The organism is Chamaesiphon sp. OTE_8_metabat_110 (genome assembly GCF_031382685.1).
GTDB lineage: Bacteria > Cyanobacteriota > Cyanobacteriia > Cyanobacteriales > Chamaesiphonaceae > Chamaesiphon.
In genome coordinates this window covers 1-25,241 of sequence record NZ_JANMZA010000201.1, presented here as the reverse complement: position 1 = coordinate 25,241, position 25,241 = coordinate 1, and the positions used below count along the sequence as shown (strand labels likewise).

Genomic DNA, 25,241 nt, shown 5'->3' with positions numbered 1-25,241 from the left:
GCGCAAGCTTCGCGTTTCATTTCTAATTTACATCAGTATTTACTTGCTGATATAAGTCAGTAAGTAAATACTGATGTAAGTACTGACATAATTACTGATAAATATATTAAAAGTAAGTATTTACTCAAACTTCGATCGCATTCCGCACTAGAATAGGCTCAACTCCATCTATTCGGTGCTGCTGGCATCTACAACTTATGCCCGTAATTGGAATTTGTAACCAGAAGGGCGGTAGCGGTAAAAGCTCCACCGCCGTACACTTAGCCCGATGGCTTCAGTCGCAATCTGATTCGATCTTAGTAGTCGATAGCGATGGGCAGCGCACATCTTCCCTGTGGTTGAATGCGCTCTCATCTCCTATTCCCTACGAAATTATCCCAGAACCCGACCAATTGCTCGAACGTCTCCCAGATCTGGCGGGTAAATATCAATGGACGATCGTAGATGCTCCTGGCACGTTAGCCGAAGCCAGCCGCGCGATCGTGTTGTGGAGCGATTTTGTGTTAATCCCCTGTCAACCTACTGGGGTCGATCTAGCTAGTACTTCGGATACGATTCGCCTGATCGGACAAGCACGGGCGATTCGCAAAGGCGAACCCCGTGCGGCGATCTTCCTCAACCGCGCAATTAAAGGTACGCGCCTGAAACAAGAGGCTTTTAGCGTCCTCAAAGCTATTCCCAATATCGATGTCCTTAGCGAAGTGATCCACCAACGTCAGATTATTGCTGATGCTTTCGGTCAGAGTGCCACAGTCTTCGATTTAGCGGGTGATGCCGCTCAAGATGCCCAAAAAGAGTACGGCAGACTCTTTAACAGCATGGTTCAGCTTTTAGGCTAGAAACCGTTCGATTTTAAAACTTACCCCCATTTTCCAGTTATGAACAAGCGCAAATCTTTGACTATAGATGTCATGCAACAGTTCGTGAAAGATCCCAGTACGATCGCTCGACCGTCGAATACTGAAGTAGGTGCTGATATAAGTACTGAAGTAAATGCTGATATAAATACTGAAAAACTTACTGATATAAGTACTGAAGCAAATGACAATCTACTTGCTGATGTCAGTACTGAAGCAAATGATAATCTGCTTACCGATCTAGATGCTGACGTAGAAGATGACAATCTGCTTGCTGATGCAGATACTGAAGCAAGTGATGATTTACTTACTGACATGAGTACTGAAATAAATACTGACGTTAGTACCGAAGCAGAGCGGACTAAACAGAGTGACAATCCGCGCCCACCGCAGCAAGCAAAGGTTAAAAGTCACGATTCTAAGCCAGAGAAAACCAAGCCAAAAAGAGGATCGACAGCGACTAGAGCTGAAGAATCGAGTCTGAGCGTCGATGTAATTAAGGCGTTTAAGAGAACGCAGAAAGAGGCGACAACTCGCTTTACCGTCGATTTGCCCCAATCTCAACATCAGGAGTTCGCGATCGTGTCCAAGAAGCTCAGTACTAATATGAGTACCCTGGCGCGGGTGTTAATCGAGAAATTCTTGACCGAGATCGAGCGCGATGGACTGCTGTAAATTCATTAACTATTAACTAAAAAGCTGCTTTCAAATAATCTGCCAACCGATAGCCAGCTAGGACAATCCGCCGCTGGGCGATCGTCTTAGCTGTATCTGCATATCCATTTGGTAATGCTTTCCCATTGGTTTTAGTCCCACTCTGGAGATTTTCATAGACCTGGGGAGCGAGTTTGTAGCTCTCAACCTTCGCCCACTTCTCAAAAGATGTCTCGGCAAGTTCGGGTAAATTCCCGCGCTGATAATCGGCATTCTGCCGCAGTGCGATTGCCTGATTGCGAACCGACTGGAAGCGATCGGAACCCAAAATCAGATCGTCCCAGTACTTATGTAAGCTAATCGTGCTGCTGCCCTCCTTGGCGCGGATGTAGAAGCGCGTACCGCCACGGTCGCCTTCGGGGAGGGGGAATTGAGTTGAGACGGCTTTGGTGGTGTGGAGGGGTTGGTGGATATCGCCCACAAGGTGAAAGATCCACGTCAGCGCGATCGCTTTTGTGGGTGTAGTGCCAGGAGCAGCTAATAGAGTGCGGTTCTGCTGTAGAGCCGTGAGAATGTTTTCTTCACCAGTGGGACTAGCGGGGATGGTAGTAGCGGTAGAACCGAGCTTGAAGGGGAAGTTCACATAATGCCAAGTGGGGCGATCTTCGGTGGTTTTACGAGCATCGTCAGCCCACCGTGTCGCCAGCATGAATAGATAGAGATCGCGATCGCCTTGGGGAACAGTATTAAGTTGGGTTTGCCACTTACTAACGTAGTCGGGATGTTTTTTGAGCAAGGCGATAACTCTAGGTACGGACTGGGGGGATTTTGCTTGCAATTCGGTATAGGCGATCGCCCCAGAAACCATGTGTCCGGCTTTGTTCCAAGCTAGGGCAGGGGTGCAGAGGGTGAGCGTTGCGAGTAATGCAAGGGGGAAGGATTTACGCATGGGATGTCGATCTCTCTAAATAGGTGAAACTGATGCCTTGATTTGAGCGTGCCCTTCTAAAGCCTGTTCATAGGTGGCATAACGTCGTACCTCACCAGAAGGGGATACCAACGTCTCGAACAGAATCGGCAATCCATCGACTTCACCCTTTGCGATCCCAACAAAGGCAGTGGAAACGGAAATATCGCCAATCCGATCGCTAGCAATCTGATGACTAGTGCTGCCATACCACACCGCCCACTCTTCTAAATCTTCACAGAGCTGCGGCTGGTTATCTTTTAAAATGTATCGATGACTCACGATCGCTATACTCTATATGAAAGAACGCAGAGAATACCGCTGCACCAGAAATGCCCTCTACACGCATGATTGTACCGGACGCGACGACATCCGCGAACGTCAGGGCTACTATGTATGGGCGAGTTCTGAGGAAGAAGCATGGGAAGAGATGGCTAAACGCCATCCTAACGAGACGGTTGATGGTTTTACGACCCAAGAGTGGGAAGGGTTCAATGTCATCATCCGCGAAATTAAACCTAGTGAGCAACCTTAATTTAGCTGGGGTGGAAATGGGGGCATAAGTCCTCTGGTGCCAAACCCAGCCGTTTAATCTGGAAATCCCGAAATCGATCGTTTTCCAGAAGGCCATAGATCCCTGTTTCCACTGCCACAGTCCGCACGAACTCGCGATCGAATACTACCCCGATATAGGCTGGCTCGATGAAGGATGCTGGCTTGCGCCAAGTCGGATCGATGATTGTACCCTGCTCGCTTACCAGCCAAGCATGGTAGACGGGCATTGTTGCCTCGGCGTAGGTAGCAAACCCCTCGCAGTAATACAGTTCTGGCTTGGGATATTCCATTAACACGTCAAAAGCATTCTTGTGGCATTCTCGCGGCTCGCCGATAAATGATGATTCGATTTTGCGATCGAATCCGATCCCCAGCTCGGCAATCAACTTCTGAGTGCTGCTATATTTTCCAGGAAAGTTAGCATAAATCCGCTCCATTGCAGCAGCATACTCTTGAAGATTGGAGCGCAACCTTTCTAATTCACTCGTCATAACTATCTTTTCAAGCGCGAACGAATATCAGATAGCAGACTTTCATCTTGCCAATTGCGAATGAGCGACACTCGCAGCACGGAAGCATCAAGATTGAAGATCGCATCACTTAAATAAAGATTGGATTTAAGGGAATCGTAGGTATTTCCTTCTAGTTCTCTCCAGAACTCCAATCCCGTCAGGCTAAGATCGCTGTTATAAAACTGGGACAGGGCGAGCAGTCTCTGTCTGCCGTCGATAACAATAAATTTATTGCGCTCTGTCGAACTACTTGCTAGAACGAGTTGCTGTATGGGGAAACCCAAAATTAGCGATTCGATAAAACGCGATTTAGAGATATCGTCCCACTCACGCGCTAATTGGTCAATTTGAGGACTGAAGCTGACAATATCGTTGTCAAAATACCTAACGAGCGTTTCGATAAGCCAGTCGCTATTAGAAATGGTAACTTCCGAAAGTTTGACAGAATTCATGGTTGTAAAAATTAAAATCTTATTGAGTAGCAATTAATAAATTTCTAACTCGATCGATACTCACGCCGCCACTGCAAACTTTGATTATTTAACGATACGATGTGCGCGGTTGGTAAATCGACTAAACTTTGAGCTATATTTACTGCTTGCTGTAACTGAGCTAAATCTAGTTGCTTATAAGCAGCAACGCGACCGACAGTTAAGTAATTATACCAACAACCTTGAAAAAGGTTATCTAGGACGATTCGACCGAAGCAATGATTTAAGTGGACAGGGAAACCGCGCGCGATAGAAATAGACGGTAAAATGTCGTTAATTAATTCTAAATACCTCGCTCGAAGCTCATTTAGATCGGGTTCACCGTTCATTTGTTCTTCATGATGTGTCACTACTAGATTGCTGTGTGTGATGAAATAGAAGTGTTCTGAGGTATCTGGAGAAGCAACCATTTTTGATACATCTGCTCGATTGCCCCTTGCGATTCATCGGGGAATCGCTCATCATGTCTTGTGACCCAGTAACCACCTAATGGTCTAAAAGCGGCAGATCTCCATCGAAAAGGGAATTGTTTAGTAGTCATTTTATGTCGTTACTAAATTTGTGAAATTTAGGGTGTAGAGCGTTTGAGGGCAGTCCCAGCCGTTTGAACTCATACTCAATCGCGCGATCGTTGTCTAAAATTCTATACATTTCCGTTTCGGCGGCTACCGCCGTCACAAACTCCCAATTAAACACAACACCAAAGTAAATAGGGTTGGTGAAAGATTGAGGATCGCGCCAAGTGGGATCTATAACTTCACCTCGATCGTTTACCAGCCAAGCATGAGCGATAATTAATCCCATTCCCTCATAGGTAGCGAATCCTTCACAGTAGTAAAGATTAGAATTGAAAGCACGAGATAGAATCTGAAAACAATTTTTGTAGCATTCACCACTTTTACCTGAAAGTGGTGAATCAACTTTATGTCTGAAGATGATTCCAGTATCTAAGATTAACCTTTGACTACTGCAATATTTAAGTTCATCGCGATTATAGATCCGATCGAAGGTATCAGCAAATTGTTCTAGGTCTTGTACAAATGATTCTAACGCGATAGACATTTTAATCCTCTTTTCTCAATAAATCTCGAACGCGATCGATCTCACTATCTGTATGGGGCGTACCACCAGCATTGAGTTCAAGGTACCACTGAAGTACAGCCTTACGAGTTAACAACTCATTAATCCGAAAGCTCAAATGTAGATCTCTTAACAAGATATCAATACCCTCGATCTGCGATCGAGTATATCCGCCAAAGACAGGTAATTTATCCTCCAAGAACAAGAGTAGAGCCGTTAGCCTCTGCAAACCATCCACACATACAAAGTCTTCACTGGTATTAGCATAGTTCCCTTTGGTATTAAACAAGAGTTCTGATGTTTTCCCCCCACGGAGAATGTATTCTACGAATGCAATTTGCTGTTCCACAGTCCACACATGACCGCGTTGGAAATCTGGGCATAAATCTAAGCCTTCTTCTTGCCACTCCTGAATTGCCTTCTGTAAATAATTCAATTTATAATCTACTTGATAAGTCCCTCGATCCGTTAGTCTTGTAATCTCACTGGCTTTCATATTAATTAATACCCTTGATTTTCCATTTTCATCAGCTTCTCTAACTTACGCCTAATTAGAGCGGCATCAGTTTCAGGCTTCCCATCATCTGCCCATCGTTCCTCATCTAGCCACTGATGTAGTTCAGATGTGGGTCTAAAGGACATTACTGGATTCTTTCGATCGTATTCAGCTTTGGACTGTCTAATAACATCGGAATTTTCGGCATCCCATTTTTTCCGCTTTAGAGCATTACGAGTTAGGGGTATTTCAAACTCAGGCATTAGTTCGATCTTTAAACAGCCACCCTTACTAGAAAAACGCCACCGCTCATTATTACTATCAAAAAGTCTCTCTGCTCCTTTAATAGTTTTCCAGTGTTTAGCCCAATGTAAATCTGGTGGGTTATTTGTATATTCACAAGATCTACCAGAATAAGTAGTGTAAAACCACCCTAAAGCTATACCTTTATTGTCATAGCATCGATATCCATAGAATTGAGTCATAGTTGTTGATTGCGATATTAGTTACTCTTAAAATGGTTTTTTATTGTTTATTTTAAGTTTTAATTTGATAATTTATCTTACTCAACTAATCTATCTAATACTCGATTACATAGTCGATCGGCTATCTTTGACTGTTTAATTTCTGTCGGCATAAATTTATCTAGATTTCCTAATTTTCAATTACTTTATGTCCAATCTTTACCAACTCCGTTGCAGAATCGGGGTCAGGCGGGCTTCCCGTCCTTGACCCCGATTCTGCAACTTAGGTTATTCGCCAATGATTAAGCCGCTCGTAAGTAGTTTGCTTGATGACTTCAGGATCGAAGTTACAAATTGAATTTATTAATACTGTTGTTGTCTGCAAACGGTTAGTAGTTATATGTTCTTTGATTCGACTTGGTAAATCCTCATAGGTCATCCCATTCAGTTCGTGCCATAGTTTCAAACCTTCTAATTTGAAATTATTAGTCAAGAAATTAACAATCGATTTAACTCGTTGTTCACCATCAACAACTTCATCTATTTCGTCATCTAACTGATAAAGAACTAGAGGAGGACTCTGAATACCAAGCAAAAATGATTCAATTAATCTTGATTTTTGAATTACATTCCAAGTAATAGACGGCTTGTAAGGTGCTAAATTGTAAATTAGTCTGCCAGATTTAACTAAATGCAGTATATGAAGTGCGCTCACATTATCTACCGCACTTAATTTATCTCTAAGACGAGACTCATATAAATTATTTAAGTCCTTCTCTGGTAGCCGATCTCGACTAATTAGGGACAAATCATTACTCATCATCTAGATCGCTCCAATCTACAGAATCCCCTGCAAGTGAATAATAAATATCCTCAGCCAAAAACAAAGCCCCTTTTTCCCTGCCATGCTGACTATTTAGGAAGTAAGTAGCTGTCTCTTGCCATGTATTAAAACTCAGAGTATAACCTTGAGTTTTATATATCTTTTCAGCAAGTTCAGTTACAAATTGTGCTGGATTCTGACTTTTATTTTCGTAATTAATGAAGACTGCCATATTATTTACCTCATGCTTTAATTTCAGTGAACAGACAAACCTTCATCATATTAAACCCGTTCCTTAGCGATAGTAGGATAAGCAGCTTCTGTAATTACCTGTGCTGTGATAACTTCACCGTTGACTGATAAATAAGCCTTAGAGCCTTCCTTGATGTTTCTAACAATCGTTTCAGTCGTGCCGTCGTTGTTGACAACCTCTAAAGTTACAACCATTTAAGTATTTACTCTTTTTAAAATAATTGATTTGTTTTATCAAACATCGAGCGATCGGCTTTAATGCCATCGATGACTAGAGATTCAAATTCAGCTTCTGCCCAAATTGTCGCCCCAGAACATCTAGCTTGTGCAGCATCTTGGACTAGCTTACAGCCTTGGGTAAATTCGATCTCCTTCCCATACACTACCCCTAGATAGGTATTAACACTAATTGCAGCTTCATCGATCGGCACACCGCGATTCTTGGTTGCTTTCTTATTTGCCGCCATCACATGACGATTGACGTATACTTGTGCTTTCATGGACTTATTTAGTCAACTCCTTAATCTAATTATACTTCGTTTACGAAGTAAAAACAATGGGTAAACTCAACTTTATTAGCCAGGAGCCGACGTTATCCGAGTATTGGCGATCGGTAATCCTGTTCGGTAAAAATAGTGCGTCCTACAAATTTGCCCTAGCCAAGTCTCTATTAGAAATCGCCCCAACGGGGAAAGCTTTCGTCACCTTAGACGATTTAGCCCAACCGTTTGCTCGGCACCTGTGCGAACATCTCAAACTTCAAGATAAACAAACCAATTCACCAACCTGTAAATTTCTCGATACTTGTAGGGGATTTAATGCTGGAACGGTTGGGGAGGATGAATTGCTGGGAATGACGGTAAATGAGGGGTTTAAGGAGGTAATCAAAGCTTTCCATAACGTCAATCAATCGGAGTTGCCCCAGAGATTTTTCACAGACGAGCGTAAGAGCCAAAGAAGAGGGATCGCGCTTACAGATGAACTGTTTAAATTATTTGAAAGCGGGGAATTTACCAATCTAGATCTGGAGGTAGAAGCTAGGTGGCGGTTAGTGGAAACCGCTTGGGGCGTGGGAATCTCGCAAAATTTACTGCGAATTAAAGTAGATGATGACAAGCAGATCCTATTTGTACCGATCGATAAAGTCCGACGTATAGAAATCACCTCCAGTCGAGGCGCACTCAACGGGTATCAGAAGGGCAAATGCTTCTACTGTTTTGATAAAATATCGGTCGCTCCAGAAGCCGAAGATCTGACGGATGTGGATCATTTCTTTCCCCATAAGCTAAGAATTCTCAATCTCAATCACTTCACAGATAACGTCTGGAATCTCGTCCTCGCTTGCCAGAAATGCAATCGAGGTGCTGGGGGAAAATTTGCCCAATTGCCATCTCCGAAGCTGCGCGATCGCCTCTACACTCGCAATGAATATCTAATCGATAGCCATCACCCACTGCGACAAACGCTAATCCAGCAAATGGGAGACAACCCAGTCGATCGGTTCGAGTTCATTAAAGCGATCTATGAATCTGCTAGGGCACCATTGGGCTTCAGTCAATGGGAACCAGAGGAAAGGGGAATACCGAGTTTTTCAGAACTTGAGCTGTGAAATCGCCCGTTTTTCGACTCGATCGGCATGAAGATCCCAATTGTCGAAATTGATGTGGGAGCTGTCGGGCAATTGAATCCCCCGAATCGGCACCCCATCGCCAGGGTTGAAGTACTTAAATAGTAATTGCCCATATTTAACCTGGACACTGAATTTTTGGGTTGCCAGGGAGTCACCAACGCGCAACTCGGAACTCCAGAGAACGTCGCAGCCGACTAGCGGCTCTGGAGGGGTAGCCCCAGGAAACGAAGCCATCATCGCCAACACCTTAAATACTTCCTCGGCTTCGGCTTTGGCAACGCCAGCGAAGCAATGATTATAAAAATACACATACATATTTGGAAATTATAAATATTTTAAATTATTTGAGCAAATGAGCGGACTTTGGTAGAGAATGGAATCCACTCTACACGAACACAGAGATCGCCGTGGAGGTATGAAAGTGAGAGTAGGTACCATATGGCTATTTGTCGCGACGGTGGTGGATTGGGAGGAGCCAGTAGAACCAAAGGTCGCGTGGCAAGTCGGTAAAAATTAGAGACCTAATAGAAATTGCTGAATATTGAAAAAAATAGATGTTTTGATACTAATGCCAACTCAGCAAGAGCAATTATTTGTACGATTAAAGAATAATTACTTATAGGTGCGGAGCGAGAGCCAGATGCCCACAACCACAAACGAGCAGCAGGCTCAACCAATTGTCGAAATCGACTGCGACGCATTGATTGGCGTCTTTACCAACTTTTTGCAATTTGATGTTGCGAGCGGTGGTGCGAGTGGCGATACGATCGTGACATACTGGACGCAGGTAAAGCAGTATTTAGAGTGGTGTCAGGAGAGTCAGATCGATCCGCGTGAGGCGACACGGGAGACGATTAAAATCTATCGGTGGTGGTTGGCAGAACAGCGGGGGTATAAGCCGAAAACGATCGCCGTGAAATTGACGGCAGTGAGTCGGTTGTACGATGCGGCGGTAGAATATGGACTGATGGGTGGTAATCCCGCTTGGGGGGTGAAACCACCCACAGAATCGATCGATCCGGCGGCGCGGATTACTTATCTGGAGCAGGACGAAGCTACCGTACTACTGCAATCGATCGAGAGTTGCAGTTCCTTGAAAACATTGCGGGATAAATTATTGCTGGGCGTGATGACGCTCGAAGGGACGCGCACTGTCGAGATGCACCGTCTGAATATCGGGGATGTGGTGCGTCAGGGCGAGCGGGTAGGCGTGAAAGTTAGTAGTAAGCGGCATCTGAGGGTAGTACCGTTAACGCCGCAGTTGGCGCAGATAATGGAAAGGTATCTCACCGCGCTGCGGGGGGCTGGATTTGATGCGATGGTGGATAGTCCGCTATTGGTCAATCTGAGTAATTTCGGGCGCGGCGAGCGGTTATCGCGGCGAGGGATTCGTCAGGTGGTGGATAAATATCTTCAGGCGACGAATCTCAAATATATGGAAGGGCGGACGCTGTCGGCGCATAGTTTGCGGCATACTGCGGGGACATTAGCCCTGCGGAATGGGGCAACGTTGCGGCAGGTGCAGGATTTGTTGGGACATGCAGATCCCCGGACTACGGCGATTTATGCCCACGTGGGGGACAGATGGGAGAATAATCCAGCGTTGAAGGTGAATATCGATTTGCTTTAGGATGAGTTTTCGCTGGAGCACTTTTGGGCGAGTGTAAACCATAATAACGATCGCCATACTAACTTTGGCGGGTTGCGGATAATTATCTAGTGCCAATTACCTACGGTAGGCTACGCCAACGAGCGAGCGGATCGGAGTAATATATAGTTCAGTCAGGTGGACATTGACGATCGTGCCAACGGCGATCGCCTTCAATCGATCTTTTGTCCATGTTGCACAACTGTCACGATAAATCCATCCACACCATTAAAGTAAAACATATCATGAACGATCTGCAACTATTTGGCTTACCCGCTCGGCAAGGTCGATGGCTATTTTTACCGCTCGGTATTACCGCGATGCTCTGCTTGGGTACAGTCTATTCCTGGAGCATTTTTCGCAAGCCACTGACAACAGCTTTAACCAAGCAAGGAATCACAATTAGCGCAACAGATACCTTGCTACCCTTTGCCACACTACTAGTAGTATTTGCCATTTTGATGCCGATCGCGAGTAGATATATCGAACGCTATGGTGCGGCGAAAGTAACTGCTGTCGGGGGGACGATTGTAGGCTTGGGGTATTTTCTATCCAGCTTTGCCAATAGCATTCCCCTATTGGTGATTACTTACGGTCTGATTGCTGGAGCTGGGATTGGGATTGTCTATGGCGTACCGATTGCGGTTACGGCTAAATGGTTTCCCGATCGCAAAGGATTAGCTGTCGGTCTAACTGTAGTTGGATTCGGTCTATCTCCGTTGATTACCGCACCACTAGCTGGGTTGCTGATCGATACTTATGGCATCAACAACACGTTTAGAATTTTTGGTGTGGCTTTTACGGCGATCCTATTAGCGATTGCTACTCAGCTTCGATTTCCGCCCACAGATTGGCAGCCCAGCCCCCAGTTTGCGGCTAGCCCCACGGATGCCGAACCCGATCGGTTGTTGAGTTCGCCGAGCTTTTTTGCACTGTGGATCTGCTATGCGATCGGGACTCTGGCTGGCTTGATGGCGGTGGGGATTGCTAGCAATGTAGGCAAGGAAGTCGTCGGACTCGACCCCAGCATGGCTACTGCTGCGGTATCGATTTTTGCGATCTTTAACGGTGTCGGTCGCCCTTTATTCGGTTGGTTGACCGATCGGCTCAAGCCCAAGATGACTGCAATTATCTCTTATGTGATGATTTTAATTGCCTCGATCGTGATGCTAAATACTGGCAAAGGTCAAGTTGTCAATTACTTTTTCGCCTTTAGTTTACTGTGGCTGTCTTTGGGCGGATGGCTGGCGATCGCACCAACAGCAACGCTATCGATGTTTAATCCTGTCAACTATACCAAAAACTACGGCATCGTTTTTACCGCTTACGGGGCAGGAGCTTTGCTGGGTACCCTAGTTGCGGGTAGTGCTAAAGATATTTTCGGTAGCTATACTAATGCTTTCATTCCGACAGCAATTCTCGCGATTATCGGTATTTCGATCGCGACTTTCGCACTCAAGCCCGATGCCAAAAGTCAGCAAATTTTATCTTGAAGTCATTAGACCTCCTCTTGCAAAAGTAAAAACAAAATCTTTCCTAGCATTGTTTTCATCTATAGTTTTCCCTAAAGTCTAAAGCCTAAAGCCTGACTTTCGTTTGAGCGTGGACTTTGCGATCGGCTAATCTAGAAGCTGAACTGCATTCGCACATTGCCGATGTAGACAGGGGAATTAGTCTGAAAATTGTTGGGGTTAAAGATCGCGTAAAATGCCGGGACGATCGCGATATTTTCACTAGCTGGATAATAGTAAGCAACTTCTAATTCTTGTTGCTTACCACCATCGCCACCACCAGAGAGCAGGAATTCGCGCCCACCCAGATAACTGTGAGGTATCAAGTAGGAGATCGTGCCCAATGCCCCCTTCTTGCCCAAATCGGGAAATCCTAACCCCAATTGAATCGACTGTACGGTTGTATTGCCACCCGCACGGGCTGAATTGACAGGAATAATCCCTGTATTGCCGTAAGAATATCTCCCGAATACACCCACCTGCGGCGTCAAGAGCCAGTCAAAATTGGCAACGAAGGTATCGGCGGGCGCGTCGTTTAATCGGCCTCCAAAGCCATCGTCGGCATAGCCGTAGGGCAATGGTTCGCCCACTGCTCCACCGATAAATCCATTGTAGGGACGGATGAGCGATCGCGAGTACAATAATTTTAGATTTAGGTCTTTACTGGGTGAATATGCCAGTTCGCCGATGACTTGATTGGTACTGCCAAATAAACCTGCGGCGGGATTGCTAGATGTGTTAAATCCATTTGCCGCACTCAAAAATTCGGTGTTCTCTGCCAAATAGCCAGCATTAAACCGAAACTGAGAGCTGATATTCCAAGAGACAACCGCGCCAGAACCGCGATCGATCGCCGCAAATAATGTACTTCCACTAGAATTGAAACTACCCGCACCAGTGAGGAAATTAGTAAAGCGGTTTTGGTCGAAATAACGGTAGGTATTCAACCGGGGGCCGACTGAAACTCTGACGCGATCGTTAATCGGAAAAGAATAAGATAACTCGCGCAAATAAACTGCATTCGAGCCAGCTTGAGGTGTGCCTGTTTGGTCGGTAATTGGCACACCCCAAGTATTAAAAAACCCCGATGAAACTAATTGGTTTGCTGGCGAGTTTGCATTACCAGCGACGAGTTGCGTCACCAGCATATCTTTACCTGTAAATGATGAATTTAGGGTCAGAAATAGATAGTTACTAACTGTCGGATTTGTATCCCTAAGCTGGACGCGAGTCGGTACTCCATTGACTCGTGCAGGCGGGATAAAGGCATTGGTGCCGCCTTGAGCTAGCGATCTTTCGGCAGTAATACTATTGCTAGTAAATGCACCTGTAAAGTTGACCCAAACTTGGGCACTAAGCTTGGTTGTGGCGGAGAATTGCTGCTGCTTTAATATTTCTGTTTTAGCTTCAATTGCCTCTACTCGTCCACGCAAAGCAGTTAATTCTGTGGCAAATTCAGCCTGAAGTTTTTGGATTGTTTCTAGCTCTGCTTTTGTAGCTGGTGTTGGCACTGGGATCGATTCATTCGCCAGACTCAGGCAAATATTCAATCGCTCGGCAAATTTTGCCCGCGTTACCCCGCGAGCGAGATCGGTACTTTCTTCGATACAATTATAGCGATCGTCGAGTTGTTGTAATGCTGACAATGCCCATTCGGGAATTGGCAGATCGGTAGCTGGAGATCCAGATATCCCCTCTGTCGAACGGATGGGCGCACCAATTTGCGAATCGGCAATCGATGGTAGTATTTTTGGGATTGGCTCGTGAGAGGGCAATACATCTGTCGCCCTGCCCTCAGCAGCGATCGCGCCCATTCCTGCCAGCATCGAAGCTGTTACAATCAAACTTGTGACTAAATTTAGCTTGACCACGATCCGACTCCTCAAATTGTGAAACGATTGGAAGACTAGGCTCGATCGAGTTTATCGATCGCCACCGCAAAGCATGTATTCTGTATACAATGAATTTAGGCGAGTATTTGTAGCAATCGGTACATTCATTGCTATGCAGGGCGTTTTCAGTCACTTGGTTTGCTAAACCGTCGGGGAACCCGACGAGCGCAAATCCGCTAGTTTGGGTCTAGTTTTACATCGAGGAACACTTGCTTTGTCGTTATCTTCACGTTCGCTCCAACGACCTCAGTCTCTGCAAGAGCAGGCTTATCAAGCCCTGCGTAGTGCTATATTGTCTGGCGAACTGATGCCGGGGCAAAGGCTCGTAGAAACACAACTCGCCCAAAAGCTCCAAGTCAGCCGCACCCCAATTCGCGAAGCCTTGCATCAACTCCAGCAAGCAGATTTAGTCGTTGAAGAGCGCGGCATGTTGAAAGTCGCTACATTTACCAGCGAAGATGCCAGCAAGCTGTATGAGTGCAGGTTAGCATTAGAAAATGTTTCCGTCAGAGCAGCATGTCTGAATGCTAGCGATCGACAATTGCAACAAATCGAGCAATTGATTCATAAAGCCGAGAAAATACTTAATGCCAAACCAACTAAACTAACCAGCTTTCAATTATTAGACTTGGACTATCAATTTCATCGAGAGATTGCCGAAGGATCTCAGAATGAATGGCTGGTGTCATTACTCGATCGATTATTCGATAAAATGATTTTGCTCCGCATTCAAACGATGCTCAGCAATCCAGCAGTGCTAGAAGTTCGCTGGGAGCATCGCCAGATTTACGATGCGATTTTGGAGCGCGATGCCGATCGAGCTGTGACAGCAGTTCAGGAGCATTTAATCGCCAGTCGATCGCGTGTTGTCTCCGAGCTAAAGCAGATTCAACAAGCTCAAAATGCTGTCTGACAGCGCGATTAGCGAATGTTATAGTGTCTGTTTTCTAACCAAACACGTAATTCTTGGCTAGAAACTTGGCGCAGAGTTTGGTGGGTGCTGGGATCGTAGGCGTTCCATTGACAACCATTTTCAGTCTGAGTTTTCCACACGCGCGGTTCGCCAGTTCCGGCGGCATGTGCAACGAGGGTTTGCCACAGCTCGGATACTTCTAAATAGAACGCTCGTAAATTTCTGGACGGTGGTGTTGTCTTAGCAGTCGATCGAGTGGAATGAATCGCAGTCATTGGTAATTTCATCGTTCGTTAGAGTTGAATTCTGTTTACCTCTTTAATATAAATAACTGTATTGTAAGATACAAAAACTAGCTTGCATCGCTTACATAAGCAGATTCGATACTGTGACCAAAGCAAATTCTCAGAACCAGATAAAATTGTCTCAGCTTCGGATCTTGGTAGCGATCGCCGATCGCGGCAATTTTAGCGAAGCGGCTCTAGAGTTGAATATGTCCCAGTCGGCTGTCAGTCATGCGATCGCGGCTTTGGAAGAGCATCTAGGGGTGGTGTTATTTTTGCGAGGGCGGCATGGCGCAAAATTGACTGCTGTAGGCGCGGAAATTGTCATCCACGCCCGCGAAATCGATCGACATGCTGAAGCGATCGATCGAGCCGCAATAGCAGTCAGGGTGCTCAAAGGCGGACAAGTCAGAGTTGCATCGTTTCGCAGTATTGCCACCTATATTTTGCCGTCGGCGATTGGCGATTTTTATCGACGTTTCCCAGCAATTGCGGTGAATGTCACCGAGCATGAGGATTATCTAGCAGTCGAACGCGCCTTGCAACAAGGAGACGCAGATATTGGGGTGACTTTTTTACCTGCGAGTGCCAAATTCCAAACTTGGGAGACGCTCCGAGATGAGTTTGTCGCTTTGTGTCCGCCAAGTTTTAAGGCGGACATGGAGCCACAAATTACGTGGGCAGAATTGGTATCTCAGCCGCTAATTATGCCCCCGATCGCTACCATTATGATGCAGCCGATTCATCGTCATCTCCGCGATTTGGGCTATGTGTTGCCGATCGCTTATGAGGTAGAGACGGATGCGACGATCGTGCGGTTGGTGGCGCAAGGGTTGGGGGCGACAATTTTACCGCGATTAGCCGCCGAACCGATTCCGGCGAATGTGCGGGTTTATCATTTACCAGTGCCGTTTTTTAGAACGATCGGGCTAGCCATTTTGGCTGAAGCACTTCACCCGCCTGCGGTGTATGCCTTTTTAGAAATTCTCCAGTAAGCCGTGGGGTTGGAAACCCCCGCTTGTGATGCAAAGTCCGCCTACGCGGACTAGCTGATTAGCCCGCGTCGGCGGACTTTGTAGCGGGTGATGAACGTAGCTAACAATGTGATCCCAAATACAAAATCAGTTTCCCGAATCACTTAGTGTATTCTGTATACAATAATTAACCCGATCTTCGATCGGGTTAATTTAAGCTAGATTTCTGATTGTTCTAATCAGTGAGGAACTATGGGCTACTCCTTTCAGTTCTCGATCGTCTGGGATAATCTCGGACTATTATTTGCAGGTGCTTGGTTAACCCTCAAAATATCACTATTGGCGATCGCATTGGGGCTAGTCATTGGCATCATTGGGGCAATTTTTAGAACATCAAAAAATAAACTGCTAGATACGATCGCGCTGACTTATGTCGAGGTGATTAGAAATACGCCTTATTTGATTCAGCTATTTTTCATCTTCTTTGGCATCCCCAATTTAGGGATTAAATTAACAGCCGAACAAGCAGCTATTTTATCGCTGGCGGTAAACTTTGGGGCTTATTCTACAGAGATCGTCCGTGCGGGTGTTGAGAGTATTCCTAAAGGACAGGTAGAAGCAGGAATGGCTCTGGGCTTTAAACCATTGGCAATTTTTAGACATATTATTTTGCTACCAGCGTTGGCAAACATTTATCCGGCACTGGTGGGGCAGGTAATTTTAGCCGTTTTATTTACTAGTGTGGTTTCGCAGATTGCTACCGAAGATTTAACCTTTGTGGGTGATTTTCTCAATGCACGGAGTTTTCGCAGTTTTGAGATTTATTTTGCGATTTCGCTGATTTATCTGGCGATTGTATGGCTGATTAAAGCGATGGCATTTATCATCGAGCGACGATTTTTTGAGTTTGCGAAGTATCGCCGTTAATATTTTAGGAGAACGAAGATGGAAGAGTTTACTATATCCCAGATTTTAATTAATTTAGTGGTGGCGGCAAAGTGGACGATTATTTTATCGGCGATCGCGTTTGTTGTTGGTGGCATTGTTGGCTTTGGGATTATGCTGATGAGAATTTCTTCGATTAGATGGGTCAAATGGTTGAGCTTAATTTACATCGAGTTCTTTGAAGGAACGCCGTTATTATTGCAGTTGTTTCTTGCTTTCTTTGGCATTTCGGTGGTGTTTGGCATTAATTTATCGCCACTGGTAGCAGCGACGGTGGCATTAACCACATTTACCAGTTCGTTCCTAGCAGATATTTGGCGTGGCTCGATCGAAGCAATTCCCAGAGGACAGTGGGAAGCTTCGGCGGCATTGGGATTTGGCTATTTTAAGCAGCTCCGGCTGGTAATTCTACCGCAAGCGGTGAAACTGTCGATCGCGCCTACTGTCGGGTTTCTGGTGCAAGTTATCAAAGGCACATCCCTAGCATCAGTCATCGGTTTTGCTGAGATTTCTCGCGTCGCTACTCAGATTAATAACGTCACCTTAAAATCGCTGCTGGTGTTTTCCTTAGCAGGGTTACTCTACTTTGCCCTGTGCTATCCACTCTCGGCTTGGAGCCAGCGATTGGAGCAGAAACTGACTTATAAAGCATAGGAGGTTTACCATGCTGAAAGTATTCAAAGAATTTTTACCCAATCGCTGGCATCGCGCGATCGGATTATTTCTTGCTAGTCTGCTAATTTCGGTCAGCATTGCTTCCTGTTCCGGCTCGTCCACTTCGGCAACCAAAATGGCAGTTATCAACACGGCTGAAGTCGTGCCACCGAAGGGAGTCCCCGGACAAACTCTGGCTAAGATCGTGTCGGCAGGAACGGTGCGGGTAGCGGTTCCCGATGATTTTCCACCCTTTGGTTCGATGAGTCCGAAAATGACTCTACGCGGCTACGATATCGACGTGGCAAATGAGATTGCTAAAGGGCTGAAAGTCAAGCTAGAACTAATTCCCGTCATCGGTAACTATCGGGTGCCATTCTTACAAACCGATCGAGCTGACTTAGTAATTTCTAGTTTAGGCAAAAACAAAGATCGTGCCAAGATTATTGATTTTTCCCAACCTTACGCGCCCTTCTTTTCGGGTGTATATGGTTTACCAGAATCCGCTGTAAAATCTGCCGACGATCTCAAAGGGAAAACAATCGGTGTCGCTCAAGGATCGCTAGAAGACTTAGAACTCTCGAAACTTTCGTCCGAAACAATTACTGTCAAAAGATTTGCAAATAACAGTCTCACGGCGGCTGCACTCGTTTCTGGGCAAGTGCCCTTAATTGCGACTGGTAACGTCGTTGCTGCCAAGATTACCAAAGACAATCCCGCCCAAAAAATCGAGAAGAAATACATCATGAAAAATTCGCCTTGCTATGTGGGCATCCGCAAGGGTGATGCTCAGTTAGTCGCCAAAGTCGATGCTGTCATCACGGCGATGAAGCAATCGGGCAAGTTAAACGAACTCTCGTTGAAGTGGTTTAATGAGCCGCTCCCCGATTTGACTCCACCTGCTTAGGTGTGGGGGGTTGCGGAGATCTACCCACCCCGCCCTTCGGGCACCCCTCCGAGGAGGGGATTTTATGCTCTAGCCTTGCGGCTAAGAGGGTTTACTGGACTTCAGTTTTAGTTAATTTGCCCCGATATCTTCTCAATGCGAGGCATTTGGTGAGCCTTCGGCTCACCATTCATCCCGATTACATTAACCAAAAGCTATTGTCAAAAATCCCCTCCTCGGAGGGGTGCCCAACGGGCGGGGTGGGTAGATCCACGCAACCCATCTAGTAAAAAATCTGAACCCAACTTGCAATTTAAGGAGAACAACACCCATGTCTTATTATCAATCGGAAATGACCCACACAAACGTTAGCACTAAAGAACTACAGCCGATAATCGTCGCCAAGGATGTCGAGAAAACCTACGACAATGGATTTCACGTCCTCAAAGGCGTGAGCTTGACAGTCAATAAAGGCGAAGTCGTAGTTTTAATGGGGCCATCTGGCTCTGGCAAATCGACATTTATCCGTACCTTCAACGCCCTAGAACCCTATCAAAAAGGCAGCATCGAGATCGATGGTACCCTCATCGCCCACGATGCTAAAAACATCGAATTAGTGCGGCGAGAGGTGGGGATGGTGTTTCAACAATTCAATTTATTTCCACATCTGACGATTCTCGGTAACGTGACCTTAGCACCGATCCACCTGCGCGGCATATCTAAAGCCGAAGCCGAAGAATTGGGCATGAGCCTACTGAAGCGGGTGGGCATCGACCATCAGGCAAACAAATACCCAGGGCAGCTTTCAGGCGGACAGCAACAGCGAGTGGCGATCGCGCGAGCATTGGCGATGAAACCGAAAGTGATGCTGTTTGACGAACCGACTTCCGCTCTCGATCCAGAAATGGTGCGCGAAGTTCTAGATGTGATGCGCGGACTGGCAGAATCGGGGATGACAATGGTGTGCGTGACTCATGAAGTGGGTTTCGCGCGGGAAGTTGCCGATCGAGTCATTTTTCTCGCTGAAGGGATGTTGGTGGAAGATACCACGCCCGATAAGTTTTTCAATAGTTCAACAAACGAGCGCACTCGCAAGTTTTTATCGCAAATCTTGCATTAGGTTTGAAGATTGCGATCGATAAGTAGGAGCGTCAAAGAGACGTTCCTACAGTTTTACTCTGCTTATTTAGGTGAGGACAAATACAATGAAAATTTGGTGGTTATTAATTTCGGCACTTATATTTACAGCTACACCAACGGTTGCCCAATCGATAAAAACAGACGTGCAATTAAGTCAAATAGATAGCACTCAGGTAAATCCATCAAAACCTGCGAATATCCAACAGACCGATCGAGTGTTTGAAGATTGGGAGTCTTTAGCTCAGAGGTATAATTGTAATCCTGAATATCCCGATCGCGATCTGACTCGTGCTGAATTTGCCACCGGATTGAATGATTGTCTCGATCGCGTCAAAACCGCAATCGCATCAGCACCAACAGATGCCGCTACTCAGGCAGATTTGGAGACAATCCGCAGGTTGCAAGCCGAATTTGCCACAGAGTTAACCGCCTTGCGTCAACGAGTCGATCGTGTCGAAGCGCAGGTGAATACGCTCGAAAAAAAGCAATTTTCGACAACTACCAAACTGAGCGGACAGATAATTTTTGCCTTCACCGATGCCTTCGGCGGTGCGAGTAGCAACGGTCAAAGTGATAACTATAATGCTACATTATCCGATCGAGTGAGGATAAATTTTAATACCAGCTTCACAGGTAAAGATTTGCTCACTACCCGCATTCAGGCTAGTAATGTTATCGATCCGCGTCCGGTAACTAACACATCTCCGAGCAATGAAACTCGGCTGAGTTTTCAATCCGGTGGCGATACGACTAATGCAGCTTTTCTCGGTCTACTCAAATACGATTTTCCCGTCAGTAACAGCGTCAAATTGACGGCGGCTACTGGCTTTAATATTGGATTTATCGATGTCCTGGATAATATCGTCAACCCGTTAGCCAGCGATTCACAGGCGAGTCTGTCGCGCTTTGGACGCTACAATCCCATCTACCGCTTAGGTTTCGATACGGGTGGCGCGGCAAATATCAGATTGAGTCCAGACTTGAAGCTAGAAGTCGGTTATTTAGCCAGCCAAGCCAATAATCCCGCCCAGGGAGCGGGTTTCTTTGGGGGCAACTATGCCGCACTCGGTCAAGTTGTCTTTACGCCCAAATTTGGGACAGTCGCGCTTACTTATGTCAATGCTTATAGCGATAATGGACTCAATAGCGGCACGGGGAGTGTCTTGTCCAATTTGTCAGGTCGAGCCATTTCTTCTAATTCTTACGGCTTAGAGGCCAATTTCAAGCTCTCTCCAGGCTTGCAAGCGGGTGGCTGGGTCGGCTATACCAACGCGCGCGCAGTTACCGGAGCCGTGCGCGGCGATGGCGATATCTGGACGTATGCCTTGACGCTAGCCTTTCCAGATTTGGGTCAAAAAGGCAACTTGGGCGGATTGATTATCGGAATGCAACCCAAACTTACAGGTACGACAGCTCTATTGAGCGGACTCAATGCTAGAAGCGATCGCGATACGGGACTGCACATTGAGGGATTTTACCGTTACGCGCTCACTAAAGATATTTCCATCACGCCAGGAATTATTTGGCTGACTGCACCCAATCATAATAGCGACAATCGCGATGCTTTCGTCGGTGTAATCAGAACTACATTTGTCTTCTAGGTCGCTTAAAATCGATTAGACTATATTGTCATAACTGCATTAAGCGTTATGACAATATAGTCCAACCGATCGCTATTTATCTGGCTTCAACTTAGATGTGGCCATTTCTTCTGAGGCTGGCAAAAATATCTCCTTCTTAGTCATAAAAAACTGTCGCTTTTGAGCGGGAGTCATCGAAGTAAAAATCTCCTTTTTAGGTAACGACTTAAACACTGCCGCCAGTTTAGTTTTTTGATCTGGTGTCAGCATTAAAGATTTAAATGCCTTACGAATGCTGCCTTTGTCGCTAATGACCGTAGTTTCGAGCTGTTTTTGTTGTTCTGGTGTCAGGATGTTTTGAATCTGGGGCAATATTGTCGTTTTCAATTGCTCGATCGCATCTACACTTTTCTCAACTGCTGGTGCGGTAGCTGTGGCAGCTTGCGCCCAACTATTTACAGCAAAGGTCGCAATTAAACTAAATAAAATAGAGAGCAGAAATTGTTTCATAGTTATATACCCCTCATCCAACGGATTGCTAATTTATTAGGCTTGGAGGTCGAGATCGTCGATCGACTCATCCCGATAAGCTGACATGGGTATCGATCTCGACAGATAATTTACTACGATTCTGACTCACTTTTGAAATCGGACTTACCAGCCACTTTAGTTGCTTTTGCCTCAGTCTTAGCTAGCTCTTTGGATTTTTTAGCTTCAGCCTTCGCTAATTCCTTAGCTTTTTTAGCTTCAGCTTCAGCTAACTTTTTCGCCTTTTTTGCCTCAGCCTTAGCTAACTTCTTAGCTTTTTTTGCTTCAGCTTTAGCCGCTTTTTTCTCGGATTTGGCAGTCGCTTTAGCCTCTTTATCTGTCGTTTCGGTTAATGTTTTGGCTTGCTCTAACAGTGACGGTTTGGCTTCAGTTGCCGGGGTGCCGACATCTGCTAATAGAATCGGATTTTGTTTAGAGCCAGTTACAATAGCCGCTTGCGCGTCAACAGTGTGGGTTGTTGCCCATATACCGACGATCGCGATCGAGATGGCGATCGATACACTTAATTGACGAATGATTTGTGCAAACATAAAATTTTAAATCTCCAATTTTTAATCTAAAACAAATGGTGACGATCGACAATATTATCAACTTACATCTTGCACGAGTATACAAAAAATGATGAAGTAGCTTTAAAACTTATTCACTATTCACTATCCACTATCCACTATCCACTCAAACACTATTAACTCTGTTTTGGCGCAAGATGTAAGTCAGGCAATCTCTCCATCTGTCGATACTGCCGGATCGGTAGATGTTGACGGTTGAGGTAATAACCAACTGAGCAAAATAGCAGTTAAGCCGCCTGTGGAAGTTGCCGAAGCAAACATATTTTTGATGAGCGCAGGCTGATTATTAAATAACTCTGGTACGAACACCACGCCCAATCCCAGTGCTAAAGAAACTGCAATAATAATTGTCGATCGACGATCTAACTCTTCAGATGCAATAATCTTGACTCCAGCCACGGCAATCGAACCAAACATCACCGTAGTTGCGCCGCCTAAAACTGGTTGGGGAATGGATTGGAACGCACCACTGACGATCGGCAATAGTCCTAGTAATACTAAAATGCCAGAAACAAAGAATCCGACGTAGCGACTGCCCACACCCGTCATCTGAATCACGCCTGTATTTTGGCTGAAGGTGGTGATTGGGAAGGTATTAAGCAATGCCGCCAAAGATGAGTTAAAGCCGTCTGCTAGCACTCCAGCCTTGATTCTGCGGACGTAAACAGAGCCGGAGATCGGTTCTTTGGACACCATTGAGGTAGCAGTCAAATCGCCCACAGATTCAATGGCGGTGAGTGGGTAGAGAATTAGAAACGGAATCAGCGCGCCGAACTCAAAACTCATCCCGTAGCGGAAGGGGATCGGCACGCTGACGAGTGGCAGTTTGGTGAAAATACTAAAGTCAACCATGCCCATGAATGCAGAGATGATATAGCCCACCACTAGCCCGATCGCGATCGCGCCCATCCGAATATATTGATTTTTAGCCAGCGTCAAGACAATCACGATCGCAAATACGCCAAAACCCAAAGCGAGGTTTTGAGCATTGGCAAACGTACCGTTCTTTAATGCCGCCGTACCGCCTCCCATACTGGTAATCCCCGTTTTGAGCAAACTCAGCCCAATCAGCATCACCAAACTTCCCGACACAATGGGGGTGACGACTTTGCTCAATAGATGCAAAAAGCGACTGAGCATCACATTGGCAAATGCACCAAAAAAGCACACGCCGAAAATTAATGATAGTGCTTGAATGGGCGTTCTCCCAGCCTGAATCGCGGTGTTGCCCACGCCCAAAATCGCACCGAGAAATGCAAAACTAGTGCCCTGCAAGCTGAGTAAACCCGATCCTAACGGCCCAAAAGTCTTACATTGAATAAAGGTACAAATGCCAGAGGCAAATAGCGACATGCTAATCAGAAAACTGGTATTTGCGGCATCGATGCCCAAGCTAGTACAGATAATTAGCGGCGGTGTGACAATCCCGACAAATGCTGCTAAAACATGCTGTACCGCTACAAAACTCGACTCGACTACAGGTGGTTTGTCGTGCAGCCCGTAGATGAGTTCCGAACCCTGTGTCGCTAGGCTCGGATAACTCTGAGCTTCAGGTAGTTCGTGTTCGTTGAAAGTACTAATTTCATCTCTTCGTGTCATATTACGATCCTCTTATCCCATCCCGAACGTTAATTATCTCGATCCTTCTGCTGCCCGAAGGATCTCTAGAAGTATCACTGCCAGCTATTTATGGTCTATAGTCTCGCATTTGTTAATTGTATACTGTATACGAGATTACCTTCTAGTTATGTATCTCCAGAGACGAAACCAATTGAGATCGATCGCTTAAACTACTGCATAAATTAGTCGATCGGGAGAACGCACCATGACAGTCGCCCCACGTAATAACGCTATTCCGAATTTGAGTGCCTTTCTAATCGCAGATGTACCTGCGGGATTCTTGCTCAGTTGGGTAGCCGGATTTGTAGATACATCGGCATTTATCATTTTATTTGGAATTTTCACCGCTCATGTCACGGGGAATATTGCCCTAGCGGGTTCGTCTTTTGTCAGCGAAGATGCCGAAACCACGATGACGCGGTTGCTGATGTTACCCACTTTTATTATCACAGTTGCCCTCACTTCATTACTAGCCCGATATGCACGGAGTAAAAAGTGGTCGGTATTTGCCGTATTACTGACGGCTGAAGCGATCGCGTTAGGTATTTTCTTAGTAATTGGTACCCAACTTTCCCCAGCGTTACTATTAGATGTTCAGGAAGAATATATCCTGCCGATCGGGATTTCTGGAGTAGTCGCGATGGCAATTCAGAATGCGCTGATGAAGGAAGCCAAAGGTGTTTTTAAAAGCTATATTCCGACAACTGTAATGACGGGAAATACTACCCAACTGACGATCGATTTGGTGCAACTCGTGAGTGCGAAATTGTCTCCAGCAAGCGAGGCTAGTCAGCAAGAAGCGGCTGAAGCCTGGGAACGCATGGGGCGGTTCGTTCCGGTAATTGCGGGCTTTGCTTTGGGTGGACTAGCCGCCGCCTTTTTTGTATTGGTATCAGAATCCTGGTGGAGTTTGACATTTCCACTGACGATCGTGTCATTACTTGCTACAGCAGCTTATACCGAACATGCGCGTAAATCTTCGATCGTTTAATCCAAGTTGCTATCTACTTTTACCTGCGACTAAAGTCGCGGCTGATGATGCGAAGTCCGCCGAAGCTGTACTAGAAAATTCAGATAGATATTGCGTAGTCGAGCCAGTAGGGTGGGCACTGCCCACCATCTAGGTTTCAGGCTTAATCTATTTTATAAATAATTGCACCCACCTACTTAGGTTCAAATATTTATTAGATAGAAATCGTCGAGATCCTAGCTGGTGGGCAGTGCCCACCCTACACGATGTATTAATGCGATCGACTTACGTTATTACTTGACAACTCTGACGATCGTACCGACTT

32 protein-coding genes are annotated in these 25,241 nt (G+C 45.7%); 14 read left to right on the top strand and 18 right to left on the bottom strand.

Annotated elements, in window-relative coordinates:
* Window positions 1-197 precede the first annotated feature (197 nt).
* The gene (locus tag RMO52_RS07690; protein ID WP_310412556.1) at window positions 198-839 is read left to right on the top strand and encodes an AAA family ATPase; all 642 of its coding nucleotides are present in this window, start codon (window positions 198-200) and stop codon (window positions 837-839) included.
* Between the two features lie 39 nt (window positions 840-878).
* On the top strand, window positions 879-1,532 hold the full coding sequence (locus RMO52_RS07685) for a hypothetical protein (protein WP_310412553.1): 654 nt from the start codon (window positions 879-881) through the stop codon (window positions 1,530-1,532).
* A gap of 16 nt (window positions 1,533-1,548) precedes the next feature.
* Here RMO52_RS07685 and RMO52_RS07680 read toward each other — a convergent pair whose 3' ends face one another.
* Both RMO52_RS07680 and RMO52_RS07675 read right to left on the bottom strand, forming a co-directional pair.
* A complete protein-coding gene (locus RMO52_RS07680) occupies window positions 1,549-2,460 on the bottom strand; it encodes a S1/P1 nuclease (protein ID WP_310412551.1) in 912 nt (303 codons plus the stop codon).
* 15 nt (window positions 2,461-2,475) lie between these two features.
* Complete coding sequence (locus RMO52_RS07675) at window positions 2,476-2,760, bottom strand: hypothetical protein (protein ID WP_310412548.1); 285 nt, start codon at window positions 2,758-2,760, stop codon at window positions 2,476-2,478.
* 16 nt (window positions 2,761-2,776) lie between these two features.
* On the opposite strand from RMO52_RS07675, the gene RMO52_RS07670 reads away from it, so the two are divergent.
* Complete coding sequence (locus tag RMO52_RS07670; protein WP_310412545.1) at window positions 2,777-3,013, top strand: hypothetical protein; 237 nt, start codon at window positions 2,777-2,779, stop codon at window positions 3,011-3,013.
* A 1-nt stretch (window position 3,014) separates the two neighbouring features.
* Here RMO52_RS07670 and RMO52_RS07665 read toward each other — a convergent pair whose 3' ends face one another.
* From RMO52_RS07665 to RMO52_RS07620, 10 genes are all read right to left on the bottom strand, one after another.
* Window positions 3,015-3,524 (bottom strand): hypothetical protein, encoded by a 510-nt coding sequence (locus tag RMO52_RS07665; protein ID WP_310412542.1) that lies wholly within the window; start codon window positions 3,522-3,524, stop codon window positions 3,015-3,017.
* 2 nt (window positions 3,525-3,526) lie between these two features.
* Window positions 3,527-3,997: a DUF262 domain-containing protein gene (locus RMO52_RS07660; RefSeq protein WP_310412539.1), complete on the bottom strand. Its 471-nt coding sequence runs from the start codon at window positions 3,995-3,997 to the stop codon at window positions 3,527-3,529.
* Window positions 3,998-4,041: 44 nt separating this feature from the next.
* On the bottom strand, window positions 4,042-4,446 hold the full coding sequence (locus RMO52_RS07655; protein ID WP_310412536.1) for a hypothetical protein: 405 nt from the start codon (window positions 4,444-4,446) through the stop codon (window positions 4,042-4,044).
* A gap of 127 nt (window positions 4,447-4,573) precedes the next feature.
* Window positions 4,574-5,098, bottom strand: coding sequence for a hypothetical protein (locus tag RMO52_RS07650; protein WP_310412533.1), 525 nt, complete (start codon window positions 5,096-5,098; stop codon window positions 4,574-4,576).
* Between the two features lies 1 nt (window position 5,099).
* The gene (locus RMO52_RS07645) at window positions 5,100-5,612 is read right to left on the bottom strand and encodes a DUF262 domain-containing protein (protein WP_310412530.1); all 513 of its coding nucleotides are present in this window, start codon (window positions 5,610-5,612) and stop codon (window positions 5,100-5,102) included.
* Window positions 5,613-5,617: 5 nt separating this feature from the next.
* Window positions 5,618-6,097, bottom strand: coding sequence for a hypothetical protein (locus RMO52_RS07640; protein ID WP_310412528.1), 480 nt, complete (start codon window positions 6,095-6,097; stop codon window positions 5,618-5,620).
* 262 nt (window positions 6,098-6,359) lie between these two features.
* Window positions 6,360-6,899 carry a DUF262 domain-containing protein gene (locus RMO52_RS07635; protein ID WP_310412526.1) on the bottom strand — a complete coding sequence of 180 codons (540 nt, stop codon included), beginning with the start codon at window positions 6,897-6,899 and terminating at the stop codon, window positions 6,360-6,362.
* On the bottom strand, window positions 6,889-7,131 hold the full coding sequence (locus RMO52_RS07630) for a hypothetical protein (RefSeq protein WP_310412523.1): 243 nt from the start codon (window positions 7,129-7,131) through the stop codon (window positions 6,889-6,891). The genes RMO52_RS07635 and RMO52_RS07630 overlap by 11 nt, the downstream gene beginning before the upstream one ends.
* A gap of 50 nt (window positions 7,132-7,181) precedes the next feature.
* Window positions 7,182-7,346 carry a hypothetical protein gene (locus RMO52_RS07625; RefSeq protein ID WP_310412519.1) on the bottom strand — a complete coding sequence of 55 codons (165 nt, stop codon included), beginning with the start codon at window positions 7,344-7,346 and terminating at the stop codon, window positions 7,182-7,184.
* 17 nt (window positions 7,347-7,363) lie between these two features.
* Window positions 7,364-7,651 carry a hypothetical protein gene (locus RMO52_RS07620; RefSeq protein ID WP_310412516.1) on the bottom strand — a complete coding sequence of 96 codons (288 nt, stop codon included), beginning with the start codon at window positions 7,649-7,651 and terminating at the stop codon, window positions 7,364-7,366.
* A gap of 56 nt (window positions 7,652-7,707) precedes the next feature.
* Here RMO52_RS07620 and RMO52_RS07615 point away from each other — a divergent pair, with 56 nt between their 5' ends.
* A complete protein-coding gene (locus RMO52_RS07615) occupies window positions 7,708-8,760 on the top strand; it encodes an HNH endonuclease domain-containing protein (protein WP_310412514.1) in 1,053 nt (350 codons plus the stop codon).
* On the opposite strand, the gene RMO52_RS07610 is transcribed toward RMO52_RS07615, so the two are convergent.
* On the bottom strand, window positions 8,743-9,096 hold the full coding sequence (locus tag RMO52_RS07610; protein WP_310412511.1) for a hypothetical protein: 354 nt from the start codon (window positions 9,094-9,096) through the stop codon (window positions 8,743-8,745). The two genes, RMO52_RS07615 and RMO52_RS07610, sit on opposite strands and share 18 nt — an antisense overlap.
* A gap of 325 nt (window positions 9,097-9,421) precedes the next feature.
* Here RMO52_RS07610 and RMO52_RS07605 point away from each other — a divergent pair, with 325 nt between their 5' ends.
* Complete coding sequence (locus RMO52_RS07605) at window positions 9,422-10,411, top strand: tyrosine-type recombinase/integrase (RefSeq protein ID WP_310412508.1); 990 nt, start codon at window positions 9,422-9,424, stop codon at window positions 10,409-10,411.
* A 263-nt stretch (window positions 10,412-10,674) separates the two neighbouring features.
* A complete protein-coding gene (locus RMO52_RS07600) occupies window positions 10,675-11,922 on the top strand; it encodes an OFA family MFS transporter (RefSeq protein ID WP_310412504.1) in 1,248 nt (415 codons plus the stop codon).
* A 131-nt stretch (window positions 11,923-12,053) separates the two neighbouring features.
* On the opposite strand, the gene RMO52_RS07595 is transcribed toward RMO52_RS07600, so the two are convergent.
* The gene (locus tag RMO52_RS07595) at window positions 12,054-13,811 is read right to left on the bottom strand and encodes an iron uptake porin (RefSeq protein ID WP_310412501.1); all 1,758 of its coding nucleotides are present in this window, start codon (window positions 13,809-13,811) and stop codon (window positions 12,054-12,056) included.
* 235 nt (window positions 13,812-14,046) lie between these two features.
* Between RMO52_RS07595 and RMO52_RS07590 the strand changes: the two genes are divergently transcribed.
* Complete coding sequence (locus RMO52_RS07590) at window positions 14,047-14,745, top strand: GntR family transcriptional regulator (RefSeq protein ID WP_309743210.1); 699 nt, start codon at window positions 14,047-14,049, stop codon at window positions 14,743-14,745.
* An 8-nt stretch (window positions 14,746-14,753) separates the two neighbouring features.
* On the opposite strand, the gene RMO52_RS07585 is transcribed toward RMO52_RS07590, so the two are convergent.
* Complete coding sequence (locus tag RMO52_RS07585; protein ID WP_309743211.1) at window positions 14,754-15,032, bottom strand: hypothetical protein; 279 nt, start codon at window positions 15,030-15,032, stop codon at window positions 14,754-14,756.
* Window positions 15,033-15,166: 134 nt separating this feature from the next.
* On the opposite strand from RMO52_RS07585, the gene RMO52_RS07580 reads away from it, so the two are divergent.
* The 6 genes from RMO52_RS07580 (at window position 15,167) to RMO52_RS07555 (ending at window position 21,229) form a co-directional block, all read left to right on the top strand.
* Window positions 15,167-16,024, top strand: a complete 858-nt coding sequence (locus tag RMO52_RS07580) for a LysR family transcriptional regulator (RefSeq protein WP_310412499.1) — start codon at window positions 15,167-15,169, stop codon at window positions 16,022-16,024.
* Between the two features lie 231 nt (window positions 16,025-16,255).
* Window positions 16,256-16,930, top strand: coding sequence for an amino acid ABC transporter permease (locus RMO52_RS07575; protein WP_310412496.1), 675 nt, complete (start codon window positions 16,256-16,258; stop codon window positions 16,928-16,930).
* 18 nt (window positions 16,931-16,948) lie between these two features.
* Complete coding sequence (locus RMO52_RS07570) at window positions 16,949-17,602, top strand: amino acid ABC transporter permease (protein ID WP_310412493.1); 654 nt, start codon at window positions 16,949-16,951, stop codon at window positions 17,600-17,602.
* Window positions 17,603-17,612: 10 nt separating this feature from the next.
* Complete coding sequence (locus RMO52_RS07565; protein WP_310412489.1) at window positions 17,613-18,509, top strand: transporter substrate-binding domain-containing protein; 897 nt, start codon at window positions 17,613-17,615, stop codon at window positions 18,507-18,509.
* A gap of 310 nt (window positions 18,510-18,819) precedes the next feature.
* The gene (locus tag RMO52_RS07560) at window positions 18,820-19,608 is read left to right on the top strand and encodes an amino acid ABC transporter ATP-binding protein (protein WP_310412486.1); all 789 of its coding nucleotides are present in this window, start codon (window positions 18,820-18,822) and stop codon (window positions 19,606-19,608) included.
* Between the two features lie 85 nt (window positions 19,609-19,693).
* Window positions 19,694-21,229 carry an iron uptake porin gene (locus RMO52_RS07555; RefSeq protein ID WP_310412481.1) on the top strand — a complete coding sequence of 512 codons (1,536 nt, stop codon included), beginning with the start codon at window positions 19,694-19,696 and terminating at the stop codon, window positions 21,227-21,229.
* A gap of 72 nt (window positions 21,230-21,301) precedes the next feature.
* On the opposite strand, the gene RMO52_RS07550 is transcribed toward RMO52_RS07555, so the two are convergent.
* The 3 genes from RMO52_RS07550 to RMO52_RS07540 all read right to left on the bottom strand — a co-directional run bounded on the left by RMO52_RS07550 (window position 21,302) and on the right by RMO52_RS07540 (window position 23,925).
* Window positions 21,302-21,718, bottom strand: a complete 417-nt coding sequence (locus RMO52_RS07550; RefSeq protein WP_310412478.1) for a hypothetical protein — start codon at window positions 21,716-21,718, stop codon at window positions 21,302-21,304.
* Between the two features lie 113 nt (window positions 21,719-21,831).
* Window positions 21,832-22,287 (bottom strand): hypothetical protein, encoded by a 456-nt coding sequence (locus RMO52_RS07545; protein WP_310412475.1) that lies wholly within the window; start codon window positions 22,285-22,287, stop codon window positions 21,832-21,834.
* A 183-nt stretch (window positions 22,288-22,470) separates the two neighbouring features.
* Window positions 22,471-23,925 carry a nucleobase:cation symporter-2 family protein gene (locus tag RMO52_RS07540; protein ID WP_310412471.1) on the bottom strand — a complete coding sequence of 485 codons (1,455 nt, stop codon included), beginning with the start codon at window positions 23,923-23,925 and terminating at the stop codon, window positions 22,471-22,473.
* A 226-nt stretch (window positions 23,926-24,151) separates the two neighbouring features.
* Between RMO52_RS07540 and RMO52_RS07535 the strand changes: the two genes are divergently transcribed.
* On the top strand, window positions 24,152-24,937 hold the full coding sequence (locus RMO52_RS07535) for a YoaK family protein (RefSeq protein ID WP_310412468.1): 786 nt from the start codon (window positions 24,152-24,154) through the stop codon (window positions 24,935-24,937).
* The last annotated feature ends 304 nt before the right edge of the window (window positions 24,938-25,241 follow it).